A 23,556-nucleotide genomic window follows, 5' to 3' on the forward strand; every position below is an offset into this window, starting at 1 on the left:
TTAGTAAGAGCGTTAACTCTTTAACTTTATGTTAAATTTATGCTAACAAGGCGCTAATAAATCAGTGGGTTACATTGTTTGACAATTATTAACCCGTATATAGTACACATTGTTAACTAACTCAATTAATAACCAATTCCGCGTATATAGTCCCCTGTGAAAATATTGCATGAAAGGTAATTTCTAAGAATATCTGCGACTCAGATTTGACTTAAGGTGATCTGGATCACACAAATGGAAATAATCTGCAATTACATGAAACTTATTATTGAATTGATACTGCTGCGTAATTTAAAAATAGCTTGCCATTGATTAAATGATTCGATCGACAATGGTTCAGGAATCACACCAAGAAAATTATAAGGATTGTTAACAATGAAACTTAAATTAGTTGCAGTGGCAGTGACTAGCCTGTTGGCAGCAGGCGTCGTGAATGCGGCAGAAGTGTATAACAAAGACGGCAACAAACTGGATCTGTACGGTAAAGTTACCGCTCTGCACTACTTCTCCGACAATGACGGCGATGATGGCGACAAAACTTATGCACGTCTGGGTTTCAAAGGTGAAACGCAGATTAACGATCAGCTGACCGGTTTCGGCCAGTGGGAATATGAATTCAAAGGCAACAACGACGAAGCGAATGGCAACAAAGGCAACAAAACTCGTCTGGCGTTTGCTGGTCTGAAATTTGCTGAGTTCGGCTCTTTCGATTACGGCCGTAACTATGGCGTTGCTTACGACGTTGGCGCATGGACCGACGTTCTGCCTGAGTTCGGTGGTGACACCTGGACCCAGACTGACAACTTCATGACTGCCCGTACCACTGGCGTTGCAACCTACCGTAACACCGACTTCTTCGGTCTGGTTGAAGGCTGGAACTTTGCCCTGCAGTATCAGGGTAAAAACGATCGTGGCGACGAAGTTAAAGCGAACGGTGACGGCTTCGGTCTGTCCACCAGCTATGAGTACGAAGGTTTTGCAGCAAGCGCCGCTTATGCGAAATCTGACCGTACTGATGACCAGGTTGCTTACGGTAACAACAGCCTGAATGCTTCCGGCGACAACGCTGAAGTGTGGGCTGCTGGCCTGAAATATGATGCAAACAACATCTACCTGGCAACTACCTACTCTGAAACTCGTAACATGACGCCGTTCGGTGATGATCACATCGCGAACAAAACTCAGAACTTTGAAGTTGTTGCTCAGTATCAGTTCGACTTCGGTCTGCGTCCGTCCCTGGCTTACCTGAAATCCAAAGGTAAAGACCTGGGTGCATGGGGCGACCAGGATCTGGTTGAATACGTTGATGTTGGCGCAACCTACTACTTCAACAAAAACATGTCTACTTATGTTGATTACAAAATCAACCTGATCGACGAAAGCAACTTTACTCGTGCTGCTGGTGTAGGCACTGACGACATCGTTGCCGTTGGCCTGACCTATCAGTTCTAATTTTTTAGAATTGAGCTGTACAAAAGCCAGCCCACGATGGGCTGGTTTTTTTTCCCCCGAAATCGAATCGGTCATAAGGAGAATGCCGTGCAAACCTATACAGGACGTTGTCTCTGCGGGCAGAGCCATTTCACCGTCGACCTCGAATCCCTCGATGTCTACGCCTGTCACTGTACGATTTGCCAGAAATGGTCCGGTGGGATCGCGATGTATCTGGAAGCCTGTGGGCAGCCGATGATGGATGCCGATGCATCCGACCCGGCGCATTTTGCATCGTCGCCACGCGGGGAACGGTATTTTTGTTCCGGCTGTGGATGTCCGTTGTGGATCAAGTTGACCGACACTGAGCGCTACTTCATTCCCTGGACGTTGCTCGAATTTAACGAGGTCGATCGTCGTCGTCTGATCCTCGCCGCTGAGATTTATACCGAAACGCAACCCGCATTCTGGCGGCTCACAGGTCAGTACGCTCGTCTGAGCGGCAAGGAAGTGGAAGAACTGGACAACCGCTGCCAGTTCACCTACTGAGTTACTCGCGTGCGGCCTTCGCCAGACTGAACCACATGCCGACTGCCAGCAAAATCAGCATGCTCCCGGCGCTGCTTAATGCCACGCTATGCGACCAGGTAAAAGCCTGCTTCGCGGCCAGCAGAACAGGATCCGCCAATGCCGAGGGAAGCGACTGCGCCAGTTGTACCGCTTCACCCATTGAAGACGAGGCACGTTCCATTTCTCCGGCGTTCAGACCGTCAGGAAGAGCAATCGACGCAGAGAAACTGCGGCTGAGCAACAGACCAAAGACAGCAATTCCCAGCCCCGCCCCCAGCTCATAGGCCATCGTTTCGATCGCCCCGGCCGCTGCCGCTTTCTCGGCTGGCGCCGCCGCCATGATCGCCGCCGTTGAGGCCAACAGCGCGCTGGCGGCACTGAATCCCAGTAGCGCCATTAACATCCAGGCCTGAATTTGCTGGGTACTGAAATCCGTTGCCGCCAGGCCATAGAAACTCAATGCGCTTAGCGCCATTCCACCGGTTGCCACTTTCCGCAGCCCCAGTCGTGATACCAGCATCCCGGCAATCGGGCCGCTAAACCCACTGGCCAGCATCACTGGCAGCATAAACAATCCAGCCTGATACGGCGTTAAGCCATGAACAAACTGCAATTCCTGCGCCATTAACAGCTCAAAACCGACCAGTGTAATCATCGCTGTCATCGCCATCACCACGCCGCTTAAGATAATACGATGGGTGAACAGGCGCATATCAATCATGGGACGACTCGCCGCCAGCTGAATGCGGACAAACTGCGCCAGCAACAGTGCGCCGCTCACCAGCGCCAGCGCGATAACGCCGGTGGCTATGTGCCCTTTCAGCGCCGTTTTCGCGCTGTAAACCAGCAGCAAGATCGCGACAATCAGCATAATGGCATGTCCCAGATTGAGCGACTGATCGCGACGTCCGGCCTGACGCGGAACATAGCGCGCAGTGAGCGCCACCACAACAAGTACAATCGGCACATTGATTAAGAACACTGAGCCCCAATAGAAGTGCTCAAGCAACATGCCGCCGACCAGCGGGCCGAATGCCGCCCCGCCAGACCCCACTGCCGCCCAGACGCCAAGCGCCATGTTGCGATGGCGTGCTTGCGAGAAGGTGGCGCGGATCCCGGCCAGCGTCGCCGGTACGATCATCGCCGCGCCAATTGCCAGAATGGCCCGAGTGGCGATCAGCCAGCTGGCGGTGTGGGCAAAGGCGGCAGCCAGTGACGCGAGACCGAACAACGTCCCGCCGAGGATCAGCAGGCGCTTAAAGCCGATGCGATCGCCGAGCGCGCCCATCGGCAGTACCATCCCTGCCATCACCAGCGAGTAAATATCAATGATCCACAACAGCTCGTTGCCACTGGCACCCAGCGTCATACTCAGCGTGGGTGCGGCAACGTGCAGCACCGTTGCATCAATCGCAACAGGAATGTAGACCAGCACAATAATCACTAACGTTAACCACTGACGAAACATAAAGCTCCCTGTAAATACAAACTGGACACATGTCCAGCTTCCACGATCCTACGGAAAATTGAACATATGTCCAACTTTTTGCTCAGCTACGTGATTATCGAAGATGAGGGTTATTGAATCTGTGAATGATTTTGACGTCGGTGAATGATGGCAATCCAGCGGAATAAAACAGCAAGCCGACCTCCCGTGTCGGCTTACGGGCAGAACAACATCAGCCGAGATCGCCTCCGGCAACCGGTAAGATGACGCCGGTAATATAGCTGGCGTCATCGCTGGCGAGGAACAGGATCGCATTCGCCTGCTCCGCCAGCGTTCCATAGCGGTGCATCAGACTGCTGTCGATGGTCTGATCAATCACCTGCTGATACCACGCCTGCTCCTGGGCGGACGGCGTTTCGTCATTACGCGGAATGAGACGCGCCGGGGCGTCGGTCCCTCCGGGTGCCACCGCATTGATGCGAATACCGCAGCCGCTGTATTCCATTGCAATCGATCGTGTTAGCGCGTTGACGCCGCCCTTCGCGGCTGAATATGGCACGCGGTTTACCCCGCCTGTGGCAACAGAAGAGATATTCACAATACTGCCGCGCCCCTGTTTCAGCATCCACGGGAGCGCTGCGCGGCAGCCCCACAGCGTCGGAAACAGCGAACGACGGATCTCTTTATCAATCTGATCCGGCTGGTATTCGGCAAACGGTCGGGCCCAGATAGTCCCGCCGACGTTATTGACCAGCACGTCCAGTTGTCCAAAATGCGCGACGCCTGCGGCAAAAACCTGTTCGGTGCTTTCCCATTGTTCCAGGTCCGCTTCCAGCGCCAGCACCTGACACCCACCCGACGCCAGCGTTGCCGCCAGTTCATGGACATGGCGGGAACGATCGATAAGCAACAGCCGCGCCCCTTCTTGCGAGGCCTGAATAGCGGTCTGGCGACCAATTCCCTGCGCCGCGCCGGTAATAGCCACAACTTTATCGTTAAATCGCATAGAGGCTCCTTACGCCGCCGCACTCTGGCTGGCGATAAATTTTTCGTACCAGAATCCGGCTGGCGTAATGCCCCGCTCGCGTAACGCCGTGGTGATGGCATTGACCATCGGCGGCGGACCACAAAGATAAATATCCACATCGCCCTGATTGAGCATCGCCTCGCTAAGATGATCGGTGACAAACCCGCGCTGTGGACAACCACTTTGCGCGTCAGCGACAACCGGTAACCAGCGGAAGTCAGCCAGTTTCTGCTGAAAGGCGTCCAGCGCGTCGGTTTTGACCAGGTCGACATCATAGGTCACGCCATACAGTAACGAGATCTGACGCTGGCTCCCCTGCGCAGCGAGCGTTTCCAGCATGGACAGCATCGGGGCCAGTCCGGTACCGCCAGCCAGCATCAACACCGGGCGTTCGCCGTGGCGCAGATAAAAACTGCCCATCGGACCGCTAAGCGTAACGGTATCACCGGGTTGTCCGCGCTGGGTCAGCCACTGACTCATCAACCCACCGGGCACATTACGGATCAGAAAGCGTCCTTCGTTACTGCCCGGCAGCGAACTGAATGAGTAGGCACGCTGCTGCGTCGTCCCCGGAACCTGAATGTTGATGTACTGCCCGGAGAGAAAATGGAGCGCGGTATCCGGGCGTACGACCAGTTCAATCGCGGTGTCCGAGAGCGCATTGATCGCCAGCACATCTGCATGCGTCGTCGTGATGCTGGTTTTACACTGTGCCGCTGCGACCGGCACGTCAATGACACAGTCGCTGGCGGGGATCATCTGGCAGGTCAGCACCTGTCGTGCAGTGGCTTCATCCTCGCTCAGCGCCTCTTCCAGAAAGTCCTCTCCCAGCGCGTAATCGCCGCTGGCGCAGTGGCATTTACAGGTGCCGCAAACGCCGTCGGAGCAATCCATCGGCAGGTTCACCTTCTGCCGGTAAGCGGCATCCAGTACCTTTTCACCGGCGTTGCATTGAATAAAACGGGTGATGCCGTCCTCAAAATTGAGGGCAATTGTAAAACTCATAAGCACCTCTTAAATATGGTAAACGTCAATCACCTGACGGATATAGTCGTTATTGAGTCGCACGGTTTTCCGCGTGATTTGCGGCTGGCCGTCCTGTTCAACCAGCGTGCAGTGTGTGGTGCCGAAGTAGGCATCGGTATGCTGATAACGGTGGCTGTAAGTGACCCAGTTGTAGCGCACCTCGATGCCGCCTTCTTTCTCGCCCAGCAGTTCGACGTTGCTGATCATATGCGTGGTACGCGGCTCCGGGGTGCTGGCGCCGGAACGTTCGGTTTTGATGCGGTACACCCGATCTTCCAGTCCGTCCCGGTTGGGATAATAGATAAGCGAAATCTCCCGCTGTGGGTCGCGGGTGGTTTTATCATCATCGCCCCAGGCGGGCATCCAGAAGACTACCTTCGGGCTATAGCAGTTGAGCCACGCGTCCCACTGGCGATCGTCCAGCAACCGCGCTTCGTAGTAGAGAAACTGGCGAACCTGTTCAAGCGTTAACATCCGCCCACCTCCACGCGTTGCGTAATCGACTGTTCATATTGCTGCTGTTCTTTTTCCACCGCCGCGAGCATCACGTTTTGCCAGTGATGATGATGAGCGATGTAGAGCGCCTCATCTTCGGACTTCACACCACTCAACAGCGGTCTGAATCCTGCCTGTTGCGCATGTTCATCCGGACCATCTACCCAGTGCAGCGCGCCGCGACTGAGATCGCTCCACGCCAGATTTTCTCCCAGATAGCCGCGCTGGCAGGCGCTGAACTCTTCCAGATCGTCGGGGGTTCCCATCCCACTGACGTTAAAGAAATCCTCATACTGGCGAATGCGTAGCGCGCGAGCCTGGTCAGATTCGCCTTTAGGCGCAAAGCACCAGATCGTCACTTCGGTTTTATCGACCGCGATGGGGCGAATCACGCGAATCTGCGTGGAAAACTGATCCATCAGGTACACGTTGGGATAGAGACACAAATTCCGTGTCTCATTGACCATCTGGTCGGCGCGATTTTCACCAAATTCCGCCTTTAACCGCTCACGATGATCGTAAACCGGGCGGACTTCAGGGTTCATCGCCCGCGTCCACAGCAGCATATGACCGTGTTCAAACCCGTAGCCACCGCCGAGACTCTTAGACCAGCCGTTGGCATCCACCGCCCGCGTGCCTTCCGCTTCGTAATTACGGCGCGACATGGTTGAGGCATAATTCCAGTGCACCACGCTGACGTGATAGCCGTCGGCCCCGTTTTCCGCCCCCAGTTTCCAGTTGCCTTCATAGACATAGCTGGACGAACCTTTCAGGACTTCCAGCCCCTCGGGAGCCTGATCGACCATCAGATCGATAATTTTGCTGGTCTCGCCGAGGTAGGTTTCCAGCGGCAGCACATCTTCACTCAGACTACCGAACAGAAATCCGCGATATGAGGCAAAGCGCGGAAGCGATTTCAGATCGTGCGACCCGTCATGCCTGAATGTCTCCGGATAACCACCGGTACTTTCATCTTTCGCCTTCAACAGTTTGCCGTTATTACTGAAGGTCCAGCCGTGAAACGGACAGGTAAAGGAGTTTTTGTTTCCCGTCTTTCGTCGACATAACATCGCGCCACGATGTGCACAGCTATTAATAAGCGCATGCAGTTCGTTCTTTTTATCGCGGGTAATAATGACCGGTTGACGTCCCAGGGTCAGCGTAAAATAATCACCGGGTTCCGGGACCTGACTTTCATGCGCCAGAAATACCCAGTTCCCTTCGAAGATATGTTTGAGTTCCAGATTAAATAACTGCTCATCGGTAAATATCGAACGATGGCAACGATAAATATGATTATCACGATCCACAATCAGAGCCTGCGTGATTTTATCTTTTAATGCCGAGAGCGTTTTTTGCATGAGTGTATCCCTCCTGCATAATTCAGGATGTATATACCCGTCATACTTCAAGTGGCAGTTGTGTTGGCTGCGCTCAAATTATGTAGGGTATAAAACGATATGGGTCAGACAGGCGTCGCGTATTATTCCTGAGCGCGCAGTCGGGTAATTCGTTGCTCTTCTTCAGCACGTTGCGCCGCGCACAGCGTAAAGTCGAAACAGACTTCTGTATGTTCACCGGCAAGGTCGCGTTGCTGAATCAACGCCGGATCGCTGATTTTCACCGGGTCGGCAATCAGACCATCACGGGTAGCGAAGGCGAAATCATCCCACAGATACTGGTCACCGTTCAGGTTGATCTGACTGGTCAGGTGCTTAAAGCCCGGCGCAGAGACAAAGAAGTGGATGTGCGCCGGGCGGTTGCCGTGGCGGCCCAGTTGATTGAGCAATTTCTGCGTCGGGCCGTCCGGCGGGCAACCGTAACCCGAAGGCAGAATACTGCGCACGCTGTAGCGCCCTTCAGCGTCGGTACGAATGCGACGGCGCAGGTTGTAGTCGCTCTGGCTCTGATCGAAGAAAGAGTAATTGCCCAGCGTGTTGGCATGCCAGATATCGACAATCGCCCCGGCCACCGGTTGTCCGTGTACGTCCTTGACCTGACCGTGCAACCACATCACTTCGCCAGCATCTTTGCCGTCATCCATCCGGGCATAGCCATCAGCCAGCGGTGCGTTAGCCACATACAATGGCCCTTCGATGGTACGCGGGGTACCGGTCTCTGATGACTGGCGGGATTCGATCGCTTCCTGGCGCAGATCGAGGAAGTGTTCCAGACCCAGACCGGCAGCAAGCAGGGCCGCTTCCTGACGTCCGCCCAGTTCATGCAGATAATTCACCGCATGCCAGAATTCTTCCTGCGTGACATTATAATCATCAATAAGGGTACAAATATCACCGAGCAGGCGATGAATAATCGATTTAAAACGTTCATTCCCTTCCGGCCCATTTAATCCGGCACCTTCACGCAATAATTTCTGTACGTCATCTTGTTGGATAAAAGAATGGCTCATAATGCGTCTCGCTTATTATTGTCTGTAGGGTTATGCCGGATCATTTCCGGCATGCGGTACTGATATTATCGGTCGTTATTCTGAATAGACGATGGATGGCGGCACAGCGCTTCGATACGAATATCCATGAATGGATATAACGGCAGTGCCATTAATATCCGGTGTAATTCTTCGGCATCATCGACATCAAAGATACTGACATTGGCGTACTGCCCTGCAACGCGCCAGATATGTCGCCATTTACCGTCTCGTTGTAACTGTTGGGAATAGGCTTTTTCCCGTGATTTAATCTCTTCAATTTCATTCGCCGGCATTCCGTAAGGAATATTCACGGTCATATCCACTTTAAATAACATTTGTCTCTCCTGTTATTCCCGACGCTTGCGGGCATAAAACTGCAGTTTTTCCTCATCCAGTTCGACTCCCAGTCCCGGTGCTTGCGGTAGCGTGACACAACCATCGGCGAAGGAGAGCGGAAGACTGACGATGTCATCTTTTAACAGCAGCGGGCCAAACATCTCTGTGCCCCACTGCAACGGCAGAGTTGACCATGCATGCAGTGATGCCACCGTACCCACGGTACCTTCGAGCATCGTGCCGCCGTACAGTCCGATTCCTGCCGCCTGTGCAACGTGCGCCAGTTTCAGCACGCTGGCCGGTCCACCGGCTTTGGCAATCTTCAGCGCATAGGCGCCGCTGAACCCCTGCTGCGCCAGACGATAACCGTCGAAATGGCTGGCAACGGATTCATCCGCCAGGATTGCCGCGTCACTGCGATGACTCAGGCGTACCAGCGCATTGTTGTCTTCGGCGCTCACCGGTTGCTCAATCAGGTCAACGCCCATGGCCGCCAGTTCCCGGCATCCTTTTGCCGCTGAAGTGGCATCCCACGCCTGGTTGACGTCAACACGGATGCTGGCGCGATCCCCCAGCGCTTCCACAATGGCACGGGTATGACGCAGGTCGGTTTCCAGCTCCCGGGCGCCGATCTTCAGCTTAAATGCCCGATGCCGCCCGGCATCCAGCAGCCGCTGTCCCTCGGCAATATCGTTGTCCGTGTTGCCGCTGGCGAGCGTCCATAAGACCGGCAGGACGGTATTCAGCGCGCCGCCCAGCAGTGCGGAAACCGGCAGTCCTAACGCTTTTCCCTGGGCATCCAGCAGCGCGGTTTCAATAGCCGATTTGGCAAAGGTGTTGCCTTTGATTGCACTGCGAATACGCGACGTCAGCGCATTCAGATTCCCGGCAGGCTGGCCTTTCAACAGAGGTGTGAAATAGTGCGTAATCGCGGACTGAATCGCCTCCGGACTTTCCACCCCATAGCTCAGACCACCAATAGTAGTGGCTTCGCCAATGCCGCAGATCCCGTCTGAACGTGTGATCCGGACAATCACCAGCGTCTGACACCCCATCGTGGTCATGGAAAGTTTGTGAGGCCGAATCGTCGGGACATCAACCACCCAGCTTTCAATATGTTCAACGGTCGCAGTCATTCGTTTCTTCCTGAGCATAAATATCATTACTTTTCGTGCCACCGGTGATAACCCACGGTGACGATGCTTTTGACAATAGGTGTGTGCTATGGAGGTGGTCAACGGCGATAATCGAAATGTTGTGCGATTATCGGCGTGATTGTTACGTTGAGGTTAATAGTGTGATCCCGGTGGGAAAATGGGGATATTCCCGGGCTCGCGTTCATTCGCGCGGTATAGTTGATGCGGTTTAAGATTTGCGTTGCACAGGAGAAGGACTCAATGAGCGATAAAAATCAGATAGTTATCAATAGCCCGCCGGCTAAGTCTGACCCTAATTTTATGCTGTCCCTGGCGCGGGGTCTGGAAGTCCTGAATGCGTTTACTCCTCAACGTCAGCGCCTGACGATTTCACAACTCAGCCAGAAAACGCAGATTTCCCGTGCGGCTGTGCGTCGCTGTCTCTATACCCTGGCGGCACTGGGCATGGTGCACAGTCCCGACGGCCGCAGTTATGAACTGCTGCCACGCGTACTGGCCGTGGGTCACGCCTATCTCGCCGGTACGCCGCTGGCAAAAGTGGCGCAGGCCGCGCTGGATAATCTGGGTAAATCACTCGGCGAATCCTGTTCTGCTGCCACGCTTGATGGCGATAACGTACTGTATATCGCCCGCGCGGCGGTGAATAACCTGCTCAGCGTCGACATTGGACGCGGTAGCCGTCTGCCCGCATGGGCCACGTCGATGGGTCGCGTGCTGCTTAGCGCGCTTCCCGAAGAACAGTTAGAGGTGACATTGTCACGCGCTCAGCTCCTCCGCTATACCCCGCATACGATTTGCGACCTGACGGCGCTGCGGGAAGAGATCGCCCGGGTACGTATCCAGGGCTACGCGCTGGCTGACCGACAGATCGAAGTTGGACTCTGTTCCCTGGCCGTTCCGCTGCTTTCCCGCAGTGGCAACGTGGTGGCGGCCCTCAATGTCGGGGTGCCGGCGTCATCAATGAGCGCCGCCGCGTTGAAGGAAAAAGCGCTGGCCCCCCTGCGTCGTTCCGCGATGGAACTCTCGCTTCAGTTGTAGCGTGTAACAATTGAACGGTTGTCCAGCTTGTTGATACACTGCCTCTCCGCAAAGAATGGAGGGGATATGAGCTATCTGAACAAAGATGAGCGTCGCGAAGTGATATTGCAGGCCGCCATGCGCGTGGCGCTCGAAGACGGTTTTTCGGCCATGACCGTCCGACGGATAGCCACAGAAGCAAAAGTGGCCACCGGGCAAGTCCACCACCATTTCACCTCCGCTGGCGAACTGAAATCACAGGCTTTTGTTCGTCTGATTCGCACCTTGCTGGATGCGGAACTGGTCGCGGAAGATGCCACCTGGCGCACGCGTCTGCACGCCGCGCTGGGCAGTGATGATCGCGGATTCGAGCCCTACATTAAGCTCTGGCGCGAAGCGCAGATCCTTGCGGATAAAGACCCGGAAATCAAAAGCGCTTATCTCCTCACCATGCGCATGTGGCACGAGGAAACGGTCGCAATTATCGAAAGCGGACTCGCCGCCGGAGAGTTCACCCTCGCCTCCGACCCTGCCGACATCGCCTGGCGCCTGATTGCACTGGTCTGTGGCCTTGATGGCATGTACGTTCTCGGCATTCAGGAGATGGCCGATCCGGCGTTTGATCGCCATCTTGATCGCATGATTGAGCTGGAGCTTTTTTCCTGAACGAATGAATGTTAATCACTTATACTTTTTATTTACATTTGGTAACACTTAAGCAACCTGTTATTCCCCCTTCGCTCCGCGTGGTTGCGCATTCTTATCTATCCTTTCATCAATATTCCTAAAAGCATTAATAAATTCTAAAAAGGGCGTATAGCGCCCTTTTACGCAGACTATTTCTTATTTTTTTATGAACGATCTGTGCATGTGAGGGGTAATATGGCACGACAAAATGAGAAAAATAATCGTTATCTTTTGAGTGACTGGAAGCCGGAAAATCCTGCATTTTGGGAAAATAAAGGAAAGCACATAGCGCGAAGAAACCTTTGTATCTCAGTCGCTTGCCTTTTACTCGCCTTCTGCGTCTGGATGTTATTTAGTGCCGTTGCCGTCAATCTTAATAAAATTGGTTTTAATTTCACCACCGATCAACTCTTTTTATTAACCGCATTACCTTCTCTTTCTGGTGCAATATTACGTGTTCCCTACTCCTTTATGGTACCTATATTTGGCGGACGCCGTTGGACGGTGTTTAGTACCGCAATCCTGATTATTCCTTGCGTCTGGCTCGGCTTTGCGGTGCAAAATACCACCACCCCTTTCGAGGTATTTATCATTATCGCGCTGCTGTGCGGTTTTGCTGGCGCAAATTTTGCTTCCAGCATGGGCAACATCAGCTTCTTTTTCCCAAAATCGAAACAAGGCAGCGCGCTGGGAGTGAACGGTGGACTGGGTAATCTCGGCGTCAGCGTGATGCAACTCGTCGCGCCGCTGGTGATCTTTCTGCCGATCTTCGCCTTCCTCGGCGTTCAGGGCGTACCGCAACCCGATGGGTCACTGCTCTCACTGGCAAACGCCGCCTGGATCTGGGTGCCGCTGCTGGCGATTGCCACGATTGCCGCCTGGGTTGGCACCAATGATATTGCTAGTTCCAAAGCCTCTATTGCGTCTCAGTTACCGGTGCTCAAGCGCTTTCACCTCTGGCTGTTGAGCCTGCTCTATCTGGCCACATTCGGATCGTTCATCGGCTTTTCCGCGGGTTTTGCCATGCTGGCGAAGACGCAGTTCCCCGACGTGAACATCCTCAATCTGGCGTTTTTTGGCCCGTTTATCGGCGCGCTGGCGCGTTCTGCAGGTGGTGTCATCTCTGATAAGTTCGGCGGCGTCCGGGTGACGCTGATTAACTTCATCTTTATGGCGCTGTTCTCGGCCCTGCTCTTCCTGACACTTCCCGGCTCCGGTTCCGGCAGCTTTATTGCCTTCTATCTGGTCTTTATGGGGCTGTTCCTGACCGCCGGTCTGGGCAGCGGCTCTACCTTCCAGATGATCGCCGTCATCTTCCGCCAGCTCACCATCTACAGGGTGAAACTGCGTGGTGGCAGTGACGAACAGGCACAGCGTGAAGCGGTGACCGACACCGCCGCCGCGCTGGGCTTTATTTCCGCTATTGGCGCCGTCGGCGGCTTCTTCATTCCTAAGGCCTTCGGCAGTTCGCTGGCGATGACCGGTTCTCCCGTCGGTGCCATGAAAATCTTTCTGGTGTTTTACATCGTCTGCGTGCTGGTGACCTGGCTGGTCTATGGCCGCCGTAAACCGAAGCAAAAATAACAACATATTCACCGATGTTTTGTAGGTCGGATAAGGCGCTTGCGCCTATCCGGCAAGAATTTTACGCCTGATAGCGACGCCGCGGCGTCTTATCAGGTCTCCAGGACTTATCCGGCCTACAAGACCCTATGGAGCAGGAGAAATGTCATGAGTAAACTGTTGGATCGCTTCCGTTACTTTAAACAAAAGGGTGACACCTTTGCTGACGGTCACGGCCAGGTGATGCATACCAACCGGGACTGGGAAGACAGCTATCGTCAGCGCTGGCAGTTTGACAAGATTGTCCGTTCCACCCACGGGGTGAACTGTACCGGCTCCTGTAGCTGGAAAATCTACGTCAAAAATGGTCTGGTGACCTGGGAAACCCAGCAGACCGACTATCCCCGGACGCGTCCGGATCTGCCTAACCACGAACCGCGCGGCTGCCCGCGTGGTGCCAGCTACTCCTGGTATCTGTACAGCGCCAACCGCCTGAAATACCCGCTGGTGCGTAAGCGTCTGATCGAACTGTGGCGTGACGCGCTCTCTACCCATGCCGATCCGGTGCTGGCGTGGGAGTCAATCATGAACGACCCGCTAAAGAGCCAGAGCTACAAGCAGGTACGCGGACGCGGTGGATTCATCCGCTCTAGCTGGAAAGAGCTTAACCAGTTGATTGCCGCCGCCAACGTCTGGACGGTGAAAACCTATGGACCGGACCGCGTCGCCGGTTTCTCGCCGATCCCGGCAATGTCGATGGTCTCCTACGCCGCCGGGACCCGTTACCTTTCCCTGCTCGGCGGTACCTGCCTGAGTTTTTACGACTGGTACTGCGACTTACCGCCCGCGTCACCGATGACCTGGGGCGAGCAGACTGACGTGCCGGAATCGGCCGACTGGTACAACTCCAGCTATATCATCGCCTGGGGCTCCAACGTACCGCAAACGCGTACTCCGGATGCACACTTCTTTACCGAAGTCCGTTACAAAGGGACGAAAACGGTCGCCATTACCCCTGACTTCTCCGAAGTCGCCAAACTCAGCGATCAGTGGCTGGCACCAAAACAAGGTACCGACAGCGCGCTGGCGATGGCAATGGGCCACGTGATCTTAAAAGAGTTCCACCTCGACAATCCCAGCGACTACTTCCTTAACTACTGCCGTCGCTATACCGATATGCCGATGCTGGTATTACTGGACGCCCGTGAAGACGGCAGCTATGTGCCAGGACGAATGATGCGCGCCTCGGATCTGGTCGACGGTCTTGGCGAAAGTAATAATCCGGAGTGGAAAGCGGTCGCCTGCAACACCACCGGTGAACTGGTAGTGCCTAACGGCTCGATTGGTTTCCGCTGGGGCGAAAAAGGTAAATGGAACCTTGAGTCGCTGGCGGCGGGTACGGAAACCGAGCTGTCGCTGTCATTGCTTGGTCAGCATGATGAGGTATTGGGCGTCGCATTCCCCTATTTTGGCGGCAACGAAAACCCGCATTTTCGCAGCGTGAAGCAGGAACCGGTACTGGTGCGCCAGTTGCCAGTGAAGCAACTGACGCTTGCCGATGGCCGCCGTTGTCCGGTGGTCAGCGTTTACGATCTGGTGCTGGCCAACTACGGCCTCGATCGCGGTCTGGAAGACGCATACGCCGCGAAGGATTATGCTGAGGTGAAGGCCTATACCCCGGCGTGGGCGGAGCAGATCACCGGCGTGCCGCGTTTCCAGATTGAAACCATCGCCCGTGAGTTTGCCGATACCGCGCATAAAACTCACGGACGCTCGATGATTATCCTTGGTGCCGGTGTCAACCACTGGTATCACATGGACATGAACTACCGGGGAATGATCAACATCCTCGTGTTCTGCGGCTGTGTCGGACAGAGCGGCGGCGGCTGGGCGCACTATGTCGGCCAGGAAAAACTGCGTCCGCAAACCGGCTGGCTACCGCTGGCTTTTGCGCTGGACTGGAACCGTCCGCCGCGCCAGATGAACAGCACTTCGTTTTTCTATAATCACGCCAGTCAGTGGCGCTATGAAAAACTCACCGCCCAGGAACTGCTCTCACCGCTGGCGGATGCCTCGAAATTCACCGGTCATCTGATCGATTTCAACGTGCGTGCCGAGCGCATGGGCTGGTTGCCTTCTGCGCCGCAGCTCAACCTCAACCCGCTGACGGTGAAGGCCAGCGCCGAAAAAGCCGGCTTGTCTCCCGTGGAATACACCGTTCAGGCGTTGAAATCCGGCGATATTCGTTTTGCCTGCGAACAACCCGACAGCGGCAAGAACCATCCGCGTAACCTGTTTGTCTGGCGCTCTAACCTCCTTGGTTCTTCCGGTAAAGGCCACGAGTACATGCTCAAATATTTACTGGGAACAGAGAGCGGCATTCAGGGGGAAGCGCTGGGTTCCCGCGAAGGCATTAAACCTGAAGAGGTTGAATGGGAATCCCCCGCCATTGAAGGCAAGCTCGATCTGCTGGTGACGCTCGACTTCCGCATGTCCAGCACCTGCCTGTTCTCAGATATCGTTCTGCCCACTGCCACCTGGTATGAAAAAGACGACATGAATACCTCGGATATGCATCCGTTTATTCACCCGCTGTCTGCGGCGGTGGATCCGGCGTGGGAATCAAAAAGCGACTGGGAAATCTACAAAGGCATCGCCAGCGTCTTTTCTGAGGTCTGTGTCGGCCATCTGGGACAAGAAACCGACGTGGTGTTGCAGCCGTTGCAGCACGATTCACCGGCAGAACTTTCGCAGCCGTTCGACATCCAGGACTGGCGTAAAGGGGAATGCGAGTTAATCCCCGGTAAAACTGCGCCGAACATTGTCGTGGTGGAGCGCGATTACCCCGCGACGTACGAGCGTTTCACCTCGCTCGGCCCCTTGATGGACAAGTTAGGTAACGGTGGCAAGGGCATTTCGTGGAACACCCAGACGGAGGTCGATTTCCTCGGCAAGCTCAACTACACCAAGCGTGATGGCCCGGCGAAAGGTCGTCCGCTGATTGAAACCGCGCTGGACGCGTCGGAAGTGATCCTCGCTCTGGCCCCGGAAACCAACGGTCAGGTCGCCGTGAAAGCATGGGAAGCGCTCGGCGCGATGACTGGTCGCGAACATACGCATCTGGCGCTCAACAAAGAAGACGAGAAGATTCGCTTTCGTGATATTCAGGCACAGCCACGCAAAATCATCTCCAGCCCGACATGGTCCGGACTGGAAAGCGAGCATGTCTCCTATAACGCGGGCTATACCAATGTCCATGAACTGATCCCGTGGCGTACCCTCTCCGGTCGTCAACAGCTGTATCAGGACCATCAATGGATGCGGGCATTCGGCGAAAGCCTCGTGGCTTATCGTCCGCCGGTTGACACCCGCAGCGTCAGCGAAATGCGGGAGATCCCACCGAACGGCTTCCCGGAGAAAGCGCTTAACTTCCTGACACCGCATCAGAAATGGGGCATTCACTCCACCTACAGCGAAAACCTGCTAATGCTGACGCTGTCGCGCGGCGGGCCGATTGTCTGGATCAGTGAAACGGATGCGAAAGAGCTCGGCATTGAGGATAACGACTGGATCGAAGCCTTCAACGCCAACGGCGCCCTCACCGCCCGTGCGGTGGTGAGCCAGCGCGTGCCGCCCGGCATGACGATGATGTACCACGCCCAGGAACGCATCCTGAATATCCCCGGTTCGGAAGTCACCGGGATGCGCGGCGGGATCCACAACTCCGTCACCCGCGTGTGCCCGAAACCGACGCACATGATTGGTGGCTATGCGCAGCTTGCTTACGGCTTTAACTATTACGGTACCGTCGGCTCCAACCGCGACGAGTTCATCATGATTAGAAAAATGAAAAACATTGACTGGCTGGATGATGAAGGTCGGGATCAGGTACAGGAGGCGAAAAAATGAAGATACGCTCACAGGTTGGCATGGTACTGAACCTCGATAAATGCATTGGCTGCCACACCTGCTCCGTCACCTGTAAAAACGTCTGGACCGGACGTGAAGGAATGGAGTACGCGTGGTTTAACAACGTTGAGACGAAACCCGGCATCGGCTACCCGAAAAACTGGGAAGACCAGGGAGAGTGGCAAGGCGGCTGGGTTCGCGACGTGAACGGTAAAATCCGACCACGTCTGGGCGGCAAAATGGGCGTCATCACCAAAATCTTCGCCAACCCGGTCATTCCGCAAATCGATGATTACTACGAGCCCTTCACCTACGACTATCAGCATTTGCACAGCGCGCCGGAAGGCAAACATCAACCTACCGCCCGTCCCCGCTCGTTGATTGACGGTAAGCGGATGGACAAAATCATCTGGGGCCCGAACTGGGAAGAGCTGCTCGGCGGCGAATTCGAAAAGCGCGCGCGAGACCGTAACTTCGACAAGATCCAGAAGGAGATGTACGGCCAGTTCGAAAACACCTTCATGATGTATCTGCCGCGTCTGTGTGAACACTGCCTGAACCCAAGCTGTGTCGCCACTTGTCCGAGCGGCGCTATCTACAAGCGTGAAGAAGACGGCATTGTGCTGATCGATCAGGATAAATGCCGCGGCTGGCGTCTGTGTATCAGCGGCTGCCCATACAAAAAAATCTACTTCAACTGGAAAAGCGGCAAATCCGAAAAATGCATTTTCTGTTATCCGCGCATTGAATCGGGCCAGCCGACGGTCTGTTCCGAAACCTGCGTCGGGCGCATCCGTTATCTTGGTGTGCTGCTCTACGATGCGGACCGCATTGAAGAAGCGGCCAGCACCGAGCATGAAACCGATCTCTATGAGCGTCAGTGCGACGTGTTTCTGAATCCGCACGACCCGGCGGTGATAGAAGAAGCGCTTAAACAGGGCATTCCACAGAACGTGATCGACGCGGCGCAGCGTTCGCCAGTTTACAAAATGGCGATGGACTGGAAGCTGGCGCTGCCGCTGCATCCGGAATACCGCACTCTGCCGATGGTCTGGTATGTGCCGCCGCTGTCGCCGATTCAGTCTTACGCCGATGCGGGTGGACTGCCGAAAAGCGACGGCGTACTACCGGCGATCGAAAGCCTGCGTATTCCGGTGCAGTACCTCGCCAATATGCTGAGCGCTGGCGACACCGGCCCGGTGCTGCGGGCGCTGAAGCGCATGATGGCGATGCGTCATTATATGCGCTCGCAGACCGTGGAAGGCGTCACCGACACACGTGCGATTGACGAAGTCGGGTTGACCGTGGAACAGATTGAAGAGATGTATCGCTACCTGGCGATTGCCAACTACGAAGACCGTTTTGTCATCCCGACCAGCCACCGTGAAATGGCGCGTGATGCCTTCCCCGAGCGCAACGGTTGCGGCTTCTCTTTCGGTGATGGATGCCACGGCTCCGATACCAAATTTAATCTGTTCAACAGTAGCCGTATTGACGCGATCAACATCACCGAAGTACGTGACAAAGCGGAGGGGGAATGATGCAAATCCTCAAGGTGATTGGCCTGCTGATGGAGTATCCGGATGAGCAACTGTGGGAGTGTAAGGACGATGCGCTGGCGCTGGTGCGACACGATGCGCCGATGCTCACCGACTTCACCGAAACCCTGCTCAGCGCGCCGCTGCTCGATAAACAGGCCGAATGGTGCGAAGTGTTTGATCGAGGGCGCGCCACCTCGCTGCTGTTGTTCGAGCATGTGCATGCGGAATCGCGCGATCGCGGTCAGGCGATGGTCGATTTGCTGGCGCAGTACGAGAAAGTCGGGCTACAGCTTGATTGTCGCGAGCTGCCGGACCATCTGCCACTGTATCTGGAATACCTGAGCGTACTGCCGGAAGCGGAAGCACGAGAAGGTTTGCAGAACGTCGCACCAATTCTGGCCCTGCTGGGCGGGCGCTTAAAGCAGCGCGACACGCCGTGGTATCAACTGTTCGATGCCCTGCTTTTTCTGGCGGGCAGCCCACTATCAAGTGACAGTGTCACGAAACAGGTGAACGCCGAGGACCGTGATGATACCCGACAGGCGCTGGATGCCGTCTGGGAAGAGGAACAGGTGAAATTTATCGAAGATAACGCCACGGCCTGTGACAGTTCGCCGTTACAGCAATATCAACGACGCTTTAGCCAGGACGTGGCGCCACAGTACGTCGACGTCAGCGCGGGAGGCCCGAAATGATACAGTTCCTCAACGTCTTTTTTTACGACATCTACCCCTATCTCTGCGGGACGGTGTTTATCCTTGGCAGTTGGCTGCGCTATGACTACGGCCAGTACACCTGGCGGGCGTCTTCCAGTCAGATGCTGGACAAGCGCGGGATGGTCCTGTGGTCGAATCTGTTCCACATTGGCATTCTGGGGATCTTCTTTGGTCACCTGTTCGGCATGTTAACCCCACACTGGATGTACGCCTGGTTCCTGCCTGTTGCGGTGAAACAACAGATGGCGATGATTGCCGGCGGGATCTGCGGCGTACTGACGCTGGTTGGCGGCGCGGGCTTGCTGGTGCGTCGTCTGACCAACTCTCGCGTCCGGGCCACCTCGTCTACGGCAGATATCCTGATCCTCTGCATTCTGCTGATTCAGTGCATTCTGGGCTTAAGCACAATACCGTTCTCCGCCCAGCACCCGGACGGCAGTGAAATGCTGAAACTGGTGGAATGGGCGCAGTCGGTTGTCACCTTTCGTGGCGGAGCTTCTGCCCACCTCGACGGCGTGGCGTTTATCTTCCGCGTGCATCTGGTGCTGGGAATGACTATCTTCCTGCTCTTCCCGTTCACCCGTCTGGTTCACGTCTGGAGCGCACCGTTTGAGTACTTCAGTCGCCGCTACCAGATCGTTCGTTCTCGTCGCTAGGCATTTCGGTGTCGGATGGTAATGCCATCCGACACGCTGCACGTTATGACGCTTCTCCACCTCAGGGAGAATGCTGCTGGTGAAAAGACATCAGGAGCGAGTATTAGTCCGCGAGGGTATTGTCGATATTGAAGTAGTCATTCAGGGTAACCAACTGCTTAAAGTGACTATATCCGTCAATCCGGCGAACTTGTTTCACGCACAGCGGGTAATAGATTTTTAAAAATTCACGGGTAGGAAATATTCCTACCCGTGCGGTTTATTTGTCCGTTATGATACTGATGAGTTTAAATTACGCCATGAAACATCTTAATAAATCTTAAATCGGATTTAAGACACGTTATCTCTTTAAAAATCATAAAGATGACATCAGCCCCTCTCTTTTATTATATGCAATACCTGTTGCGATATTAACGTCATTTCATCTGTAATCCATTATTTCACTTCACACTTAACTGATTTCTTTAGTTACGTAAGATCAATTCATTTGTGATCCATTCAGCAACATGAAAAATAAATCACTCTTGCACGAATGAATTACTGGAAGGAATTCGGCAGATATCGTCTGACTCAAATTGCTTTCGCTCTGTCTGGAAACCAAAACGCAGCGTTGAGAAATATAATTTATTCCGTGCTGTATTTGTCTATTAAAAAAAGCGAATAGGGATATGAAAGAATTTAAATTAACCACTATGGCGCTGTTGATCGGCAGCCTGTTAATGACAAATAACGTAAATGCAAAAATTTATGATGAAGATGATGGCATTATCACCGGCAGTGGTGCCCTGGTTGCAGGTGGCAGCTATAAAATTATCAGCGTCGCAGGGGAAGACAACACCCTCTTCGTGGAAAACAATGGCGCGATTACGGTAACGGCTCCGGCTGGAACACCGATTGTTAGCGGCATGGGCGAGTTTGAAGATGGCGATTTTTCACTTGCCTCTGGCGCTGTCTTTGTTGCCAATAGCGGCACAATCAATTTGGGGTCAGGTTCTACCATTAATCAGCTTGTCGGGGATTACATTCCGGGTACGGTTGAAGGACGCCCTGACCTGGCGCTGGACAATGATTATCACACGATGTTCGCGGTTGGCATTCTCAATGTCGGCGGATCAAGCGATGCCTATCTTGCCAAAAAAGGCGCGATTATTGCTGATGATTTAACCATAAACATCAGCCACAAACGTGATAATAAGGACATCATGGGTATTTACGCTGATAAGAATAACGGCGTGATTACCCTGACCGGTGACACCACGGTGAATGCAACCATCACCGGAGCGAAGGGACACATTTTTGGCATTTATGCGAAAGAAGGAACCCTCATCAACGCTGAAAACCTGATTGTTAATAACAAGAGTACGGAATACTCCGTGGGGATCGTTTCAGAATCGACAAATTCCACTCACCGCTCGCTTATTCGTTATCAGAATGCCACCGTGAAATCCGTTGCTGATGAGTTTGCAGACGGCATTAATGCTAACGCGGGTTATATTGAAGCCTTTGGGGATACCGCGGTCGATATCACTGCCAATCGCGTTGGGGCGGTTGCTACAGGTATCTGGCTATCTGATGGTATTGATGACATCGATTTGGATTCGTACATCACCACTCATGGAACGACGTCAGTATTGTTAAAATCAGGCGCGGATCAGACGGTTCTTGAAGGCGTCGATTCAATGGGCTCCTCGCAATATACCGGTAGTAACCTGACCATTACCCTGGATACTCAAGGGCATCAACAGACGACCGGTTCCGGTATTATGGCCAGTAAAGAAGATGCGCTCACGGCGGGTAAAATCGACATTAATGGTCGTCTGAACATTGATGTTATCGATACCACCCGCAGTGGGAGCTGGAAATACGTTCAGGCGAATAAAGGCGGCGAGATCACGCTAAACGGTGAAGTGCAACTGGGGGTTAACTACAACGACCCGGATGCCACTGCCATTCTGGCGGAAAACGCCGACTCCCGCGTGACGATTAACCCGCAGAAAATCGACGTTGTCGGGACGATTGAAGCCCTGGATTCCGCCGTGGTTGATGTGAATGCGATTAACCAGTCGCGTTTCGTCGGCGGGATGGTCACCAGCGGCAATGCAGTGAATAACCTGTCGCTGGCCGACGGCTCGGCCTGGAACATGACCAAAAGTTCTCAGCTCACCAACCTGACGCTGAATGACTCCACGCTGACCTTTATGCCAGCCGCCACAAAGCGTCGTATGCTGACGCGTGATACCGCGAGCTTCAAAACCCTGACAGTGGACGGTGATTACACAGGCACTAACGGTAATCTCGTGATGAACACCCAACTGGGCGATGACAGCTCACCGACTGACCGGATGATCGTTGCGGGCAACACCTCCGGCACCACGAACGTTAAAGTACTGAACGCCGGGGGCGCGGGCGGTCTGACGACGTCGGGCATCGAACTGATTAGCGTTGGCGGCAATTCTGACGGTGTGTTTAAACAAAATGGCCGTATCGTGGCCGGTGCGTATGACTACACCCTGCATCGCGGTGAAGGCGAGAATAATAAAAACTGGTATCTGAGCAGCGCCCTGTCTCCGGTTACTCCGCTGGATCCTCTGAATCCTACCGATCCGCAGCCGCCAACTCCGACGCCGCGCGAACACGCGGTGCGTCCGGAAGCCGGTCTGTACGGCATGAACCTGCAGGCGGCGAACACGCTGTTCAATACCCGTTTGCAGGATCGTCTGGGCGAAACGCATTACGTGGACGCGCTGACCGGCAAAGAAGCCGTCACCAGTATGTGGCTGCGTAACGTGGGCGGTCATACCCGTCAGAAAGACAGCAGTAGTCAACTGGATATGCAGGCCAACCGTTATGTCATGCAACTGGGCGGCGACATTGCGCAGTGGTCTTCGGACAACACTGACCGCTACCATCTGGGTCTGATGGCCGGTTATGCGAACCAGAAAGCGCGTGCCGAAAACCAGCGTAACGGTAACCGGGCCGACAGCCGCATCAGTGGTTACAGCGTTGGTTTGTACGGCACCTGGCTGCAGGACAACGCGACGCACGAAGGCGCGTATGTCGATAGCTGGGCGCAGTACAGCTGGTTTGATAACACCGTTTCTGGTCGTGACGTCGAATCTGAAGAGTATGATTCTAAGGGCTTCACCGCCTCTGTTGAATCCGGCTACACCTGGAAACTGGCCGAACTCAGCGAGCGTAACGCGCTGTATATTCAGCCAAAAGCCCAGATCACCTGGATGGGCGTGAAGGCAGATGAGCACAAAGAAGTTAACGGTACCCGCGTTGAAGGTAACGGCGATGGCAACATCCAGACACGCGTCGGCGTCCGTCTGTTCGGCAAGGGCCACAACACACTGGACGACGGCAAAGACCATACCTTCCAGCCGTTTGTCGAAGCCAACTGGATCCACAACAGCAAAGACTTTGGCGTCGCAATGAACGGTGAAAATGTGAATCTGAAAGGCGCCCGCAATATTGGCGAACTGAAAGCCGGGGTTGAAGGCCAGTTGACGAAGAACGTCGCCCTGTGGGGCAACGTCGCACAGCA

At 54.4% G+C, this 23,556-nt stretch carries 18 protein-coding genes; 10 read left to right on the forward strand and 8 right to left on the reverse strand.

All coding sequences use genetic code 11. The features are described from left to right. The first annotated feature begins 375 nt into the window (after positions 1-375). Positions 376-1,452 carry a porin OmpC gene (gene ompC / locus OGW13_RS04175; RefSeq protein ID WP_044257932.1) on the forward strand — a complete coding sequence of 359 codons (1,077 nt, stop codon included), beginning with the start codon at positions 376-378 and terminating at the stop codon, positions 1,450-1,452. Positions 1,453-1,539: 87 nt separating this feature from the next. Beyond that, the gene (locus tag OGW13_RS04180; RefSeq protein WP_043000687.1) at positions 1,540-1,980 is read left to right on the forward strand and encodes a GFA family protein; all 441 of its coding nucleotides are present in this window, start codon (positions 1,540-1,542) and stop codon (positions 1,978-1,980) included. Between the two features lies 1 nt (position 1,981). On the opposite strand, the gene OGW13_RS04185 is transcribed toward OGW13_RS04180, so the two are convergent. The 8 genes from OGW13_RS04185 to OGW13_RS04220 form a co-directional block, all read right to left on the reverse strand. Further along, entirely contained in the window at positions 1,982-3,469 is a 1,488-nt protein-coding gene (locus tag OGW13_RS04185; protein WP_109740242.1) for an MFS transporter, read from the reverse strand. Positions 3,470-3,680: 211 nt separating this feature from the next. Beyond that, on the reverse strand, positions 3,681-4,454 hold the full coding sequence (locus OGW13_RS04190) for a 1,6-dihydroxycyclohexa-2,4-diene-1-carboxylate dehydrogenase (RefSeq protein WP_287115737.1): 774 nt from the start codon (positions 4,452-4,454) through the stop codon (positions 3,681-3,683). A gap of 9 nt (positions 4,455-4,463) precedes the next feature. Continuing rightward, complete coding sequence (gene benC, locus OGW13_RS04195; protein ID WP_044257928.1) at positions 4,464-5,480, reverse strand: benzoate 1,2-dioxygenase electron transfer component BenC; 1,017 nt, start codon at positions 5,478-5,480, stop codon at positions 4,464-4,466. A gap of 9 nt (positions 5,481-5,489) precedes the next feature. After that, complete coding sequence (gene benB / locus OGW13_RS04200) at positions 5,490-5,975, reverse strand: benzoate 1,2-dioxygenase small subunit (protein ID WP_043000683.1); 486 nt, start codon at positions 5,973-5,975, stop codon at positions 5,490-5,492. After that, complete coding sequence (locus tag OGW13_RS04205) at positions 5,969-7,357, reverse strand: Rieske 2Fe-2S domain-containing protein (protein ID WP_287115738.1); 1,389 nt, start codon at positions 7,355-7,357, stop codon at positions 5,969-5,971. The genes benB and OGW13_RS04205 overlap by 7 nt, the downstream gene beginning before the upstream one ends. 122 nt (positions 7,358-7,479) lie before the next feature. Next, positions 7,480-8,406 carry a catechol 1,2-dioxygenase gene (catA, locus tag OGW13_RS04210; protein ID WP_043000681.1) on the reverse strand — a complete coding sequence of 309 codons (927 nt, stop codon included), beginning with the start codon at positions 8,404-8,406 and terminating at the stop codon, positions 7,480-7,482. A gap of 65 nt (positions 8,407-8,471) precedes the next feature. Next, a complete protein-coding gene (gene catC / locus OGW13_RS04215; protein WP_099434155.1) occupies positions 8,472-8,762 on the reverse strand; it encodes a muconolactone Delta-isomerase in 291 nt (96 codons plus the stop codon). 12 nt (positions 8,763-8,774) lie between these two features. Then, complete coding sequence (locus OGW13_RS04220) at positions 8,775-9,926, reverse strand: muconate cycloisomerase family protein (RefSeq protein WP_225738875.1); 1,152 nt, start codon at positions 9,924-9,926, stop codon at positions 8,775-8,777. 195 nt (positions 9,927-10,121) lie between these two features. Here OGW13_RS04220 and OGW13_RS04225 point away from each other — a divergent pair, with 195 nt between their 5' ends. From OGW13_RS04225 to OGW13_RS04260, 8 genes are all read left to right on the forward strand, one after another. Beyond that, complete coding sequence (locus OGW13_RS04225) at positions 10,122-10,958, forward strand: IclR family transcriptional regulator domain-containing protein (RefSeq protein WP_161215637.1); 837 nt, start codon at positions 10,122-10,124, stop codon at positions 10,956-10,958. 66 nt (positions 10,959-11,024) lie between these two features. Continuing rightward, entirely contained in the window at positions 11,025-11,603 is a 579-nt protein-coding gene (locus tag OGW13_RS04230) for a TetR family transcriptional regulator (protein WP_044257920.1), read from the forward strand. A gap of 216 nt (positions 11,604-11,819) precedes the next feature. After that, on the forward strand, positions 11,820-13,208 hold the full coding sequence (locus OGW13_RS04235) for a NarK family nitrate/nitrite MFS transporter (protein WP_044257919.1): 1,389 nt from the start codon (positions 11,820-11,822) through the stop codon (positions 13,206-13,208). A 147-nt stretch (positions 13,209-13,355) separates the two neighbouring features. Beyond that, the gene (locus OGW13_RS04240) at positions 13,356-17,096 is read left to right on the forward strand and encodes a nitrate reductase subunit alpha (protein WP_287115739.1); all 3,741 of its coding nucleotides are present in this window, start codon (positions 13,356-13,358) and stop codon (positions 17,094-17,096) included. Beyond that, the gene (gene narH / locus OGW13_RS04245) at positions 17,093-18,637 is read left to right on the forward strand and encodes a nitrate reductase subunit beta (RefSeq protein ID WP_099434159.1); all 1,545 of its coding nucleotides are present in this window, start codon (positions 17,093-17,095) and stop codon (positions 18,635-18,637) included. The genes OGW13_RS04240 and narH overlap by 4 nt, the downstream gene beginning before the upstream one ends. Further along, the gene (gene narW / locus OGW13_RS04250) at positions 18,637-19,332 is read left to right on the forward strand and encodes a nitrate reductase molybdenum cofactor assembly chaperone (protein WP_044257968.1); all 696 of its coding nucleotides are present in this window, start codon (positions 18,637-18,639) and stop codon (positions 19,330-19,332) included. Before narH ends, narW begins: the two co-directional genes overlap by 1 nt. Beyond that, the gene (gene narI / locus OGW13_RS04255; protein WP_044326516.1) at positions 19,329-20,009 is read left to right on the forward strand and encodes a respiratory nitrate reductase subunit gamma; all 681 of its coding nucleotides are present in this window, start codon (positions 19,329-19,331) and stop codon (positions 20,007-20,009) included. The genes narW and narI overlap by 4 nt, the downstream gene beginning before the upstream one ends. Before the next feature lie 668 nt (positions 20,010-20,677). Further along, positions 20,678-23,556, forward strand: a 2,879-nt coding sequence (locus OGW13_RS04260) for an autotransporter outer membrane beta-barrel domain-containing protein (protein WP_287115740.1), incomplete at its 3' end; no start/stop codon positions are given.

This window comes from Citrobacter sp. Ca225 (assembly GCF_030337175.1).
Classification (GTDB): Bacteria; Pseudomonadota; Gammaproteobacteria; order Enterobacterales; family Enterobacteriaceae; genus Citrobacter_A; species Citrobacter_A amalonaticus.

Coding starts and splice junctions, on each gene's coding strand:
- ompC (WP_044257932.1), top strand. CDS start 376: ATGAAACTTAAATTAGTTGCAGTGGCAGTGACTAGCCTGTTGGCAGCA.
- OGW13_RS04185 (WP_109740242.1), bottom strand. CDS start 3,469: ATGTTTCGTCAGTGGTTAACGTTAGTGATTATTGTGCTGGTCTACATT.
- OGW13_RS04190 (WP_287115737.1), bottom strand. CDS start 4,454: ATGCGATTTAACGATAAAGTTGTGGCTATTACCGGCGCGGCGCAGGGA.
- benC (WP_044257928.1), bottom strand. CDS start 5,480: ATGAGTTTTACAATTGCCCTCAATTTTGAGGACGGCATCACCCGTTTT.
- benB (WP_043000683.1), bottom strand. CDS start 5,975: ATGTTAACGCTTGAACAGGTTCGCCAGTTTCTCTACTACGAAGCGCGG.
- OGW13_RS04205 (WP_287115738.1), bottom strand. CDS start 7,357: ATGCAAAAAACGCTCTCGGCATTAAAAGATAAAATCACGCAGGCTCTG.
- catA (WP_043000681.1), bottom strand. CDS start 8,406: ATGAGCCATTCTTTTATCCAACAAGATGACGTACAGAAATTATTGCGT.
- catC (WP_099434155.1), bottom strand. CDS start 8,762: ATGTTATTTAAAGTGGATATGACCGTGAATATTCCTTACGGAATGCCG.
- OGW13_RS04220 (WP_225738875.1), bottom strand. CDS start 9,926: ATGATATTTATGCTCAGGAAGAAACGAATGACTGCGACCGTTGAACAT.
- OGW13_RS04225 (WP_161215637.1), top strand. CDS start 10,122: ATGCGGTTTAAGATTTGCGTTGCACAGGAGAAGGACTCAATGAGCGAT.
- OGW13_RS04230 (WP_044257920.1), top strand. CDS start 11,025: ATGAGCTATCTGAACAAAGATGAGCGTCGCGAAGTGATATTGCAGGCC.
- OGW13_RS04235 (WP_044257919.1), top strand. CDS start 11,820: ATGGCACGACAAAATGAGAAAAATAATCGTTATCTTTTGAGTGACTGG.
- OGW13_RS04240 (WP_287115739.1), top strand. CDS start 13,356: ATGAGTAAACTGTTGGATCGCTTCCGTTACTTTAAACAAAAGGGTGAC.
- narH (WP_099434159.1), top strand. CDS start 17,093: ATGAAGATACGCTCACAGGTTGGCATGGTACTGAACCTCGATAAATGC.
- narW (WP_044257968.1), top strand. CDS start 18,637: ATGCAAATCCTCAAGGTGATTGGCCTGCTGATGGAGTATCCGGATGAG.
- narI (WP_044326516.1), top strand. CDS start 19,329: ATGATACAGTTCCTCAACGTCTTTTTTTACGACATCTACCCCTATCTC.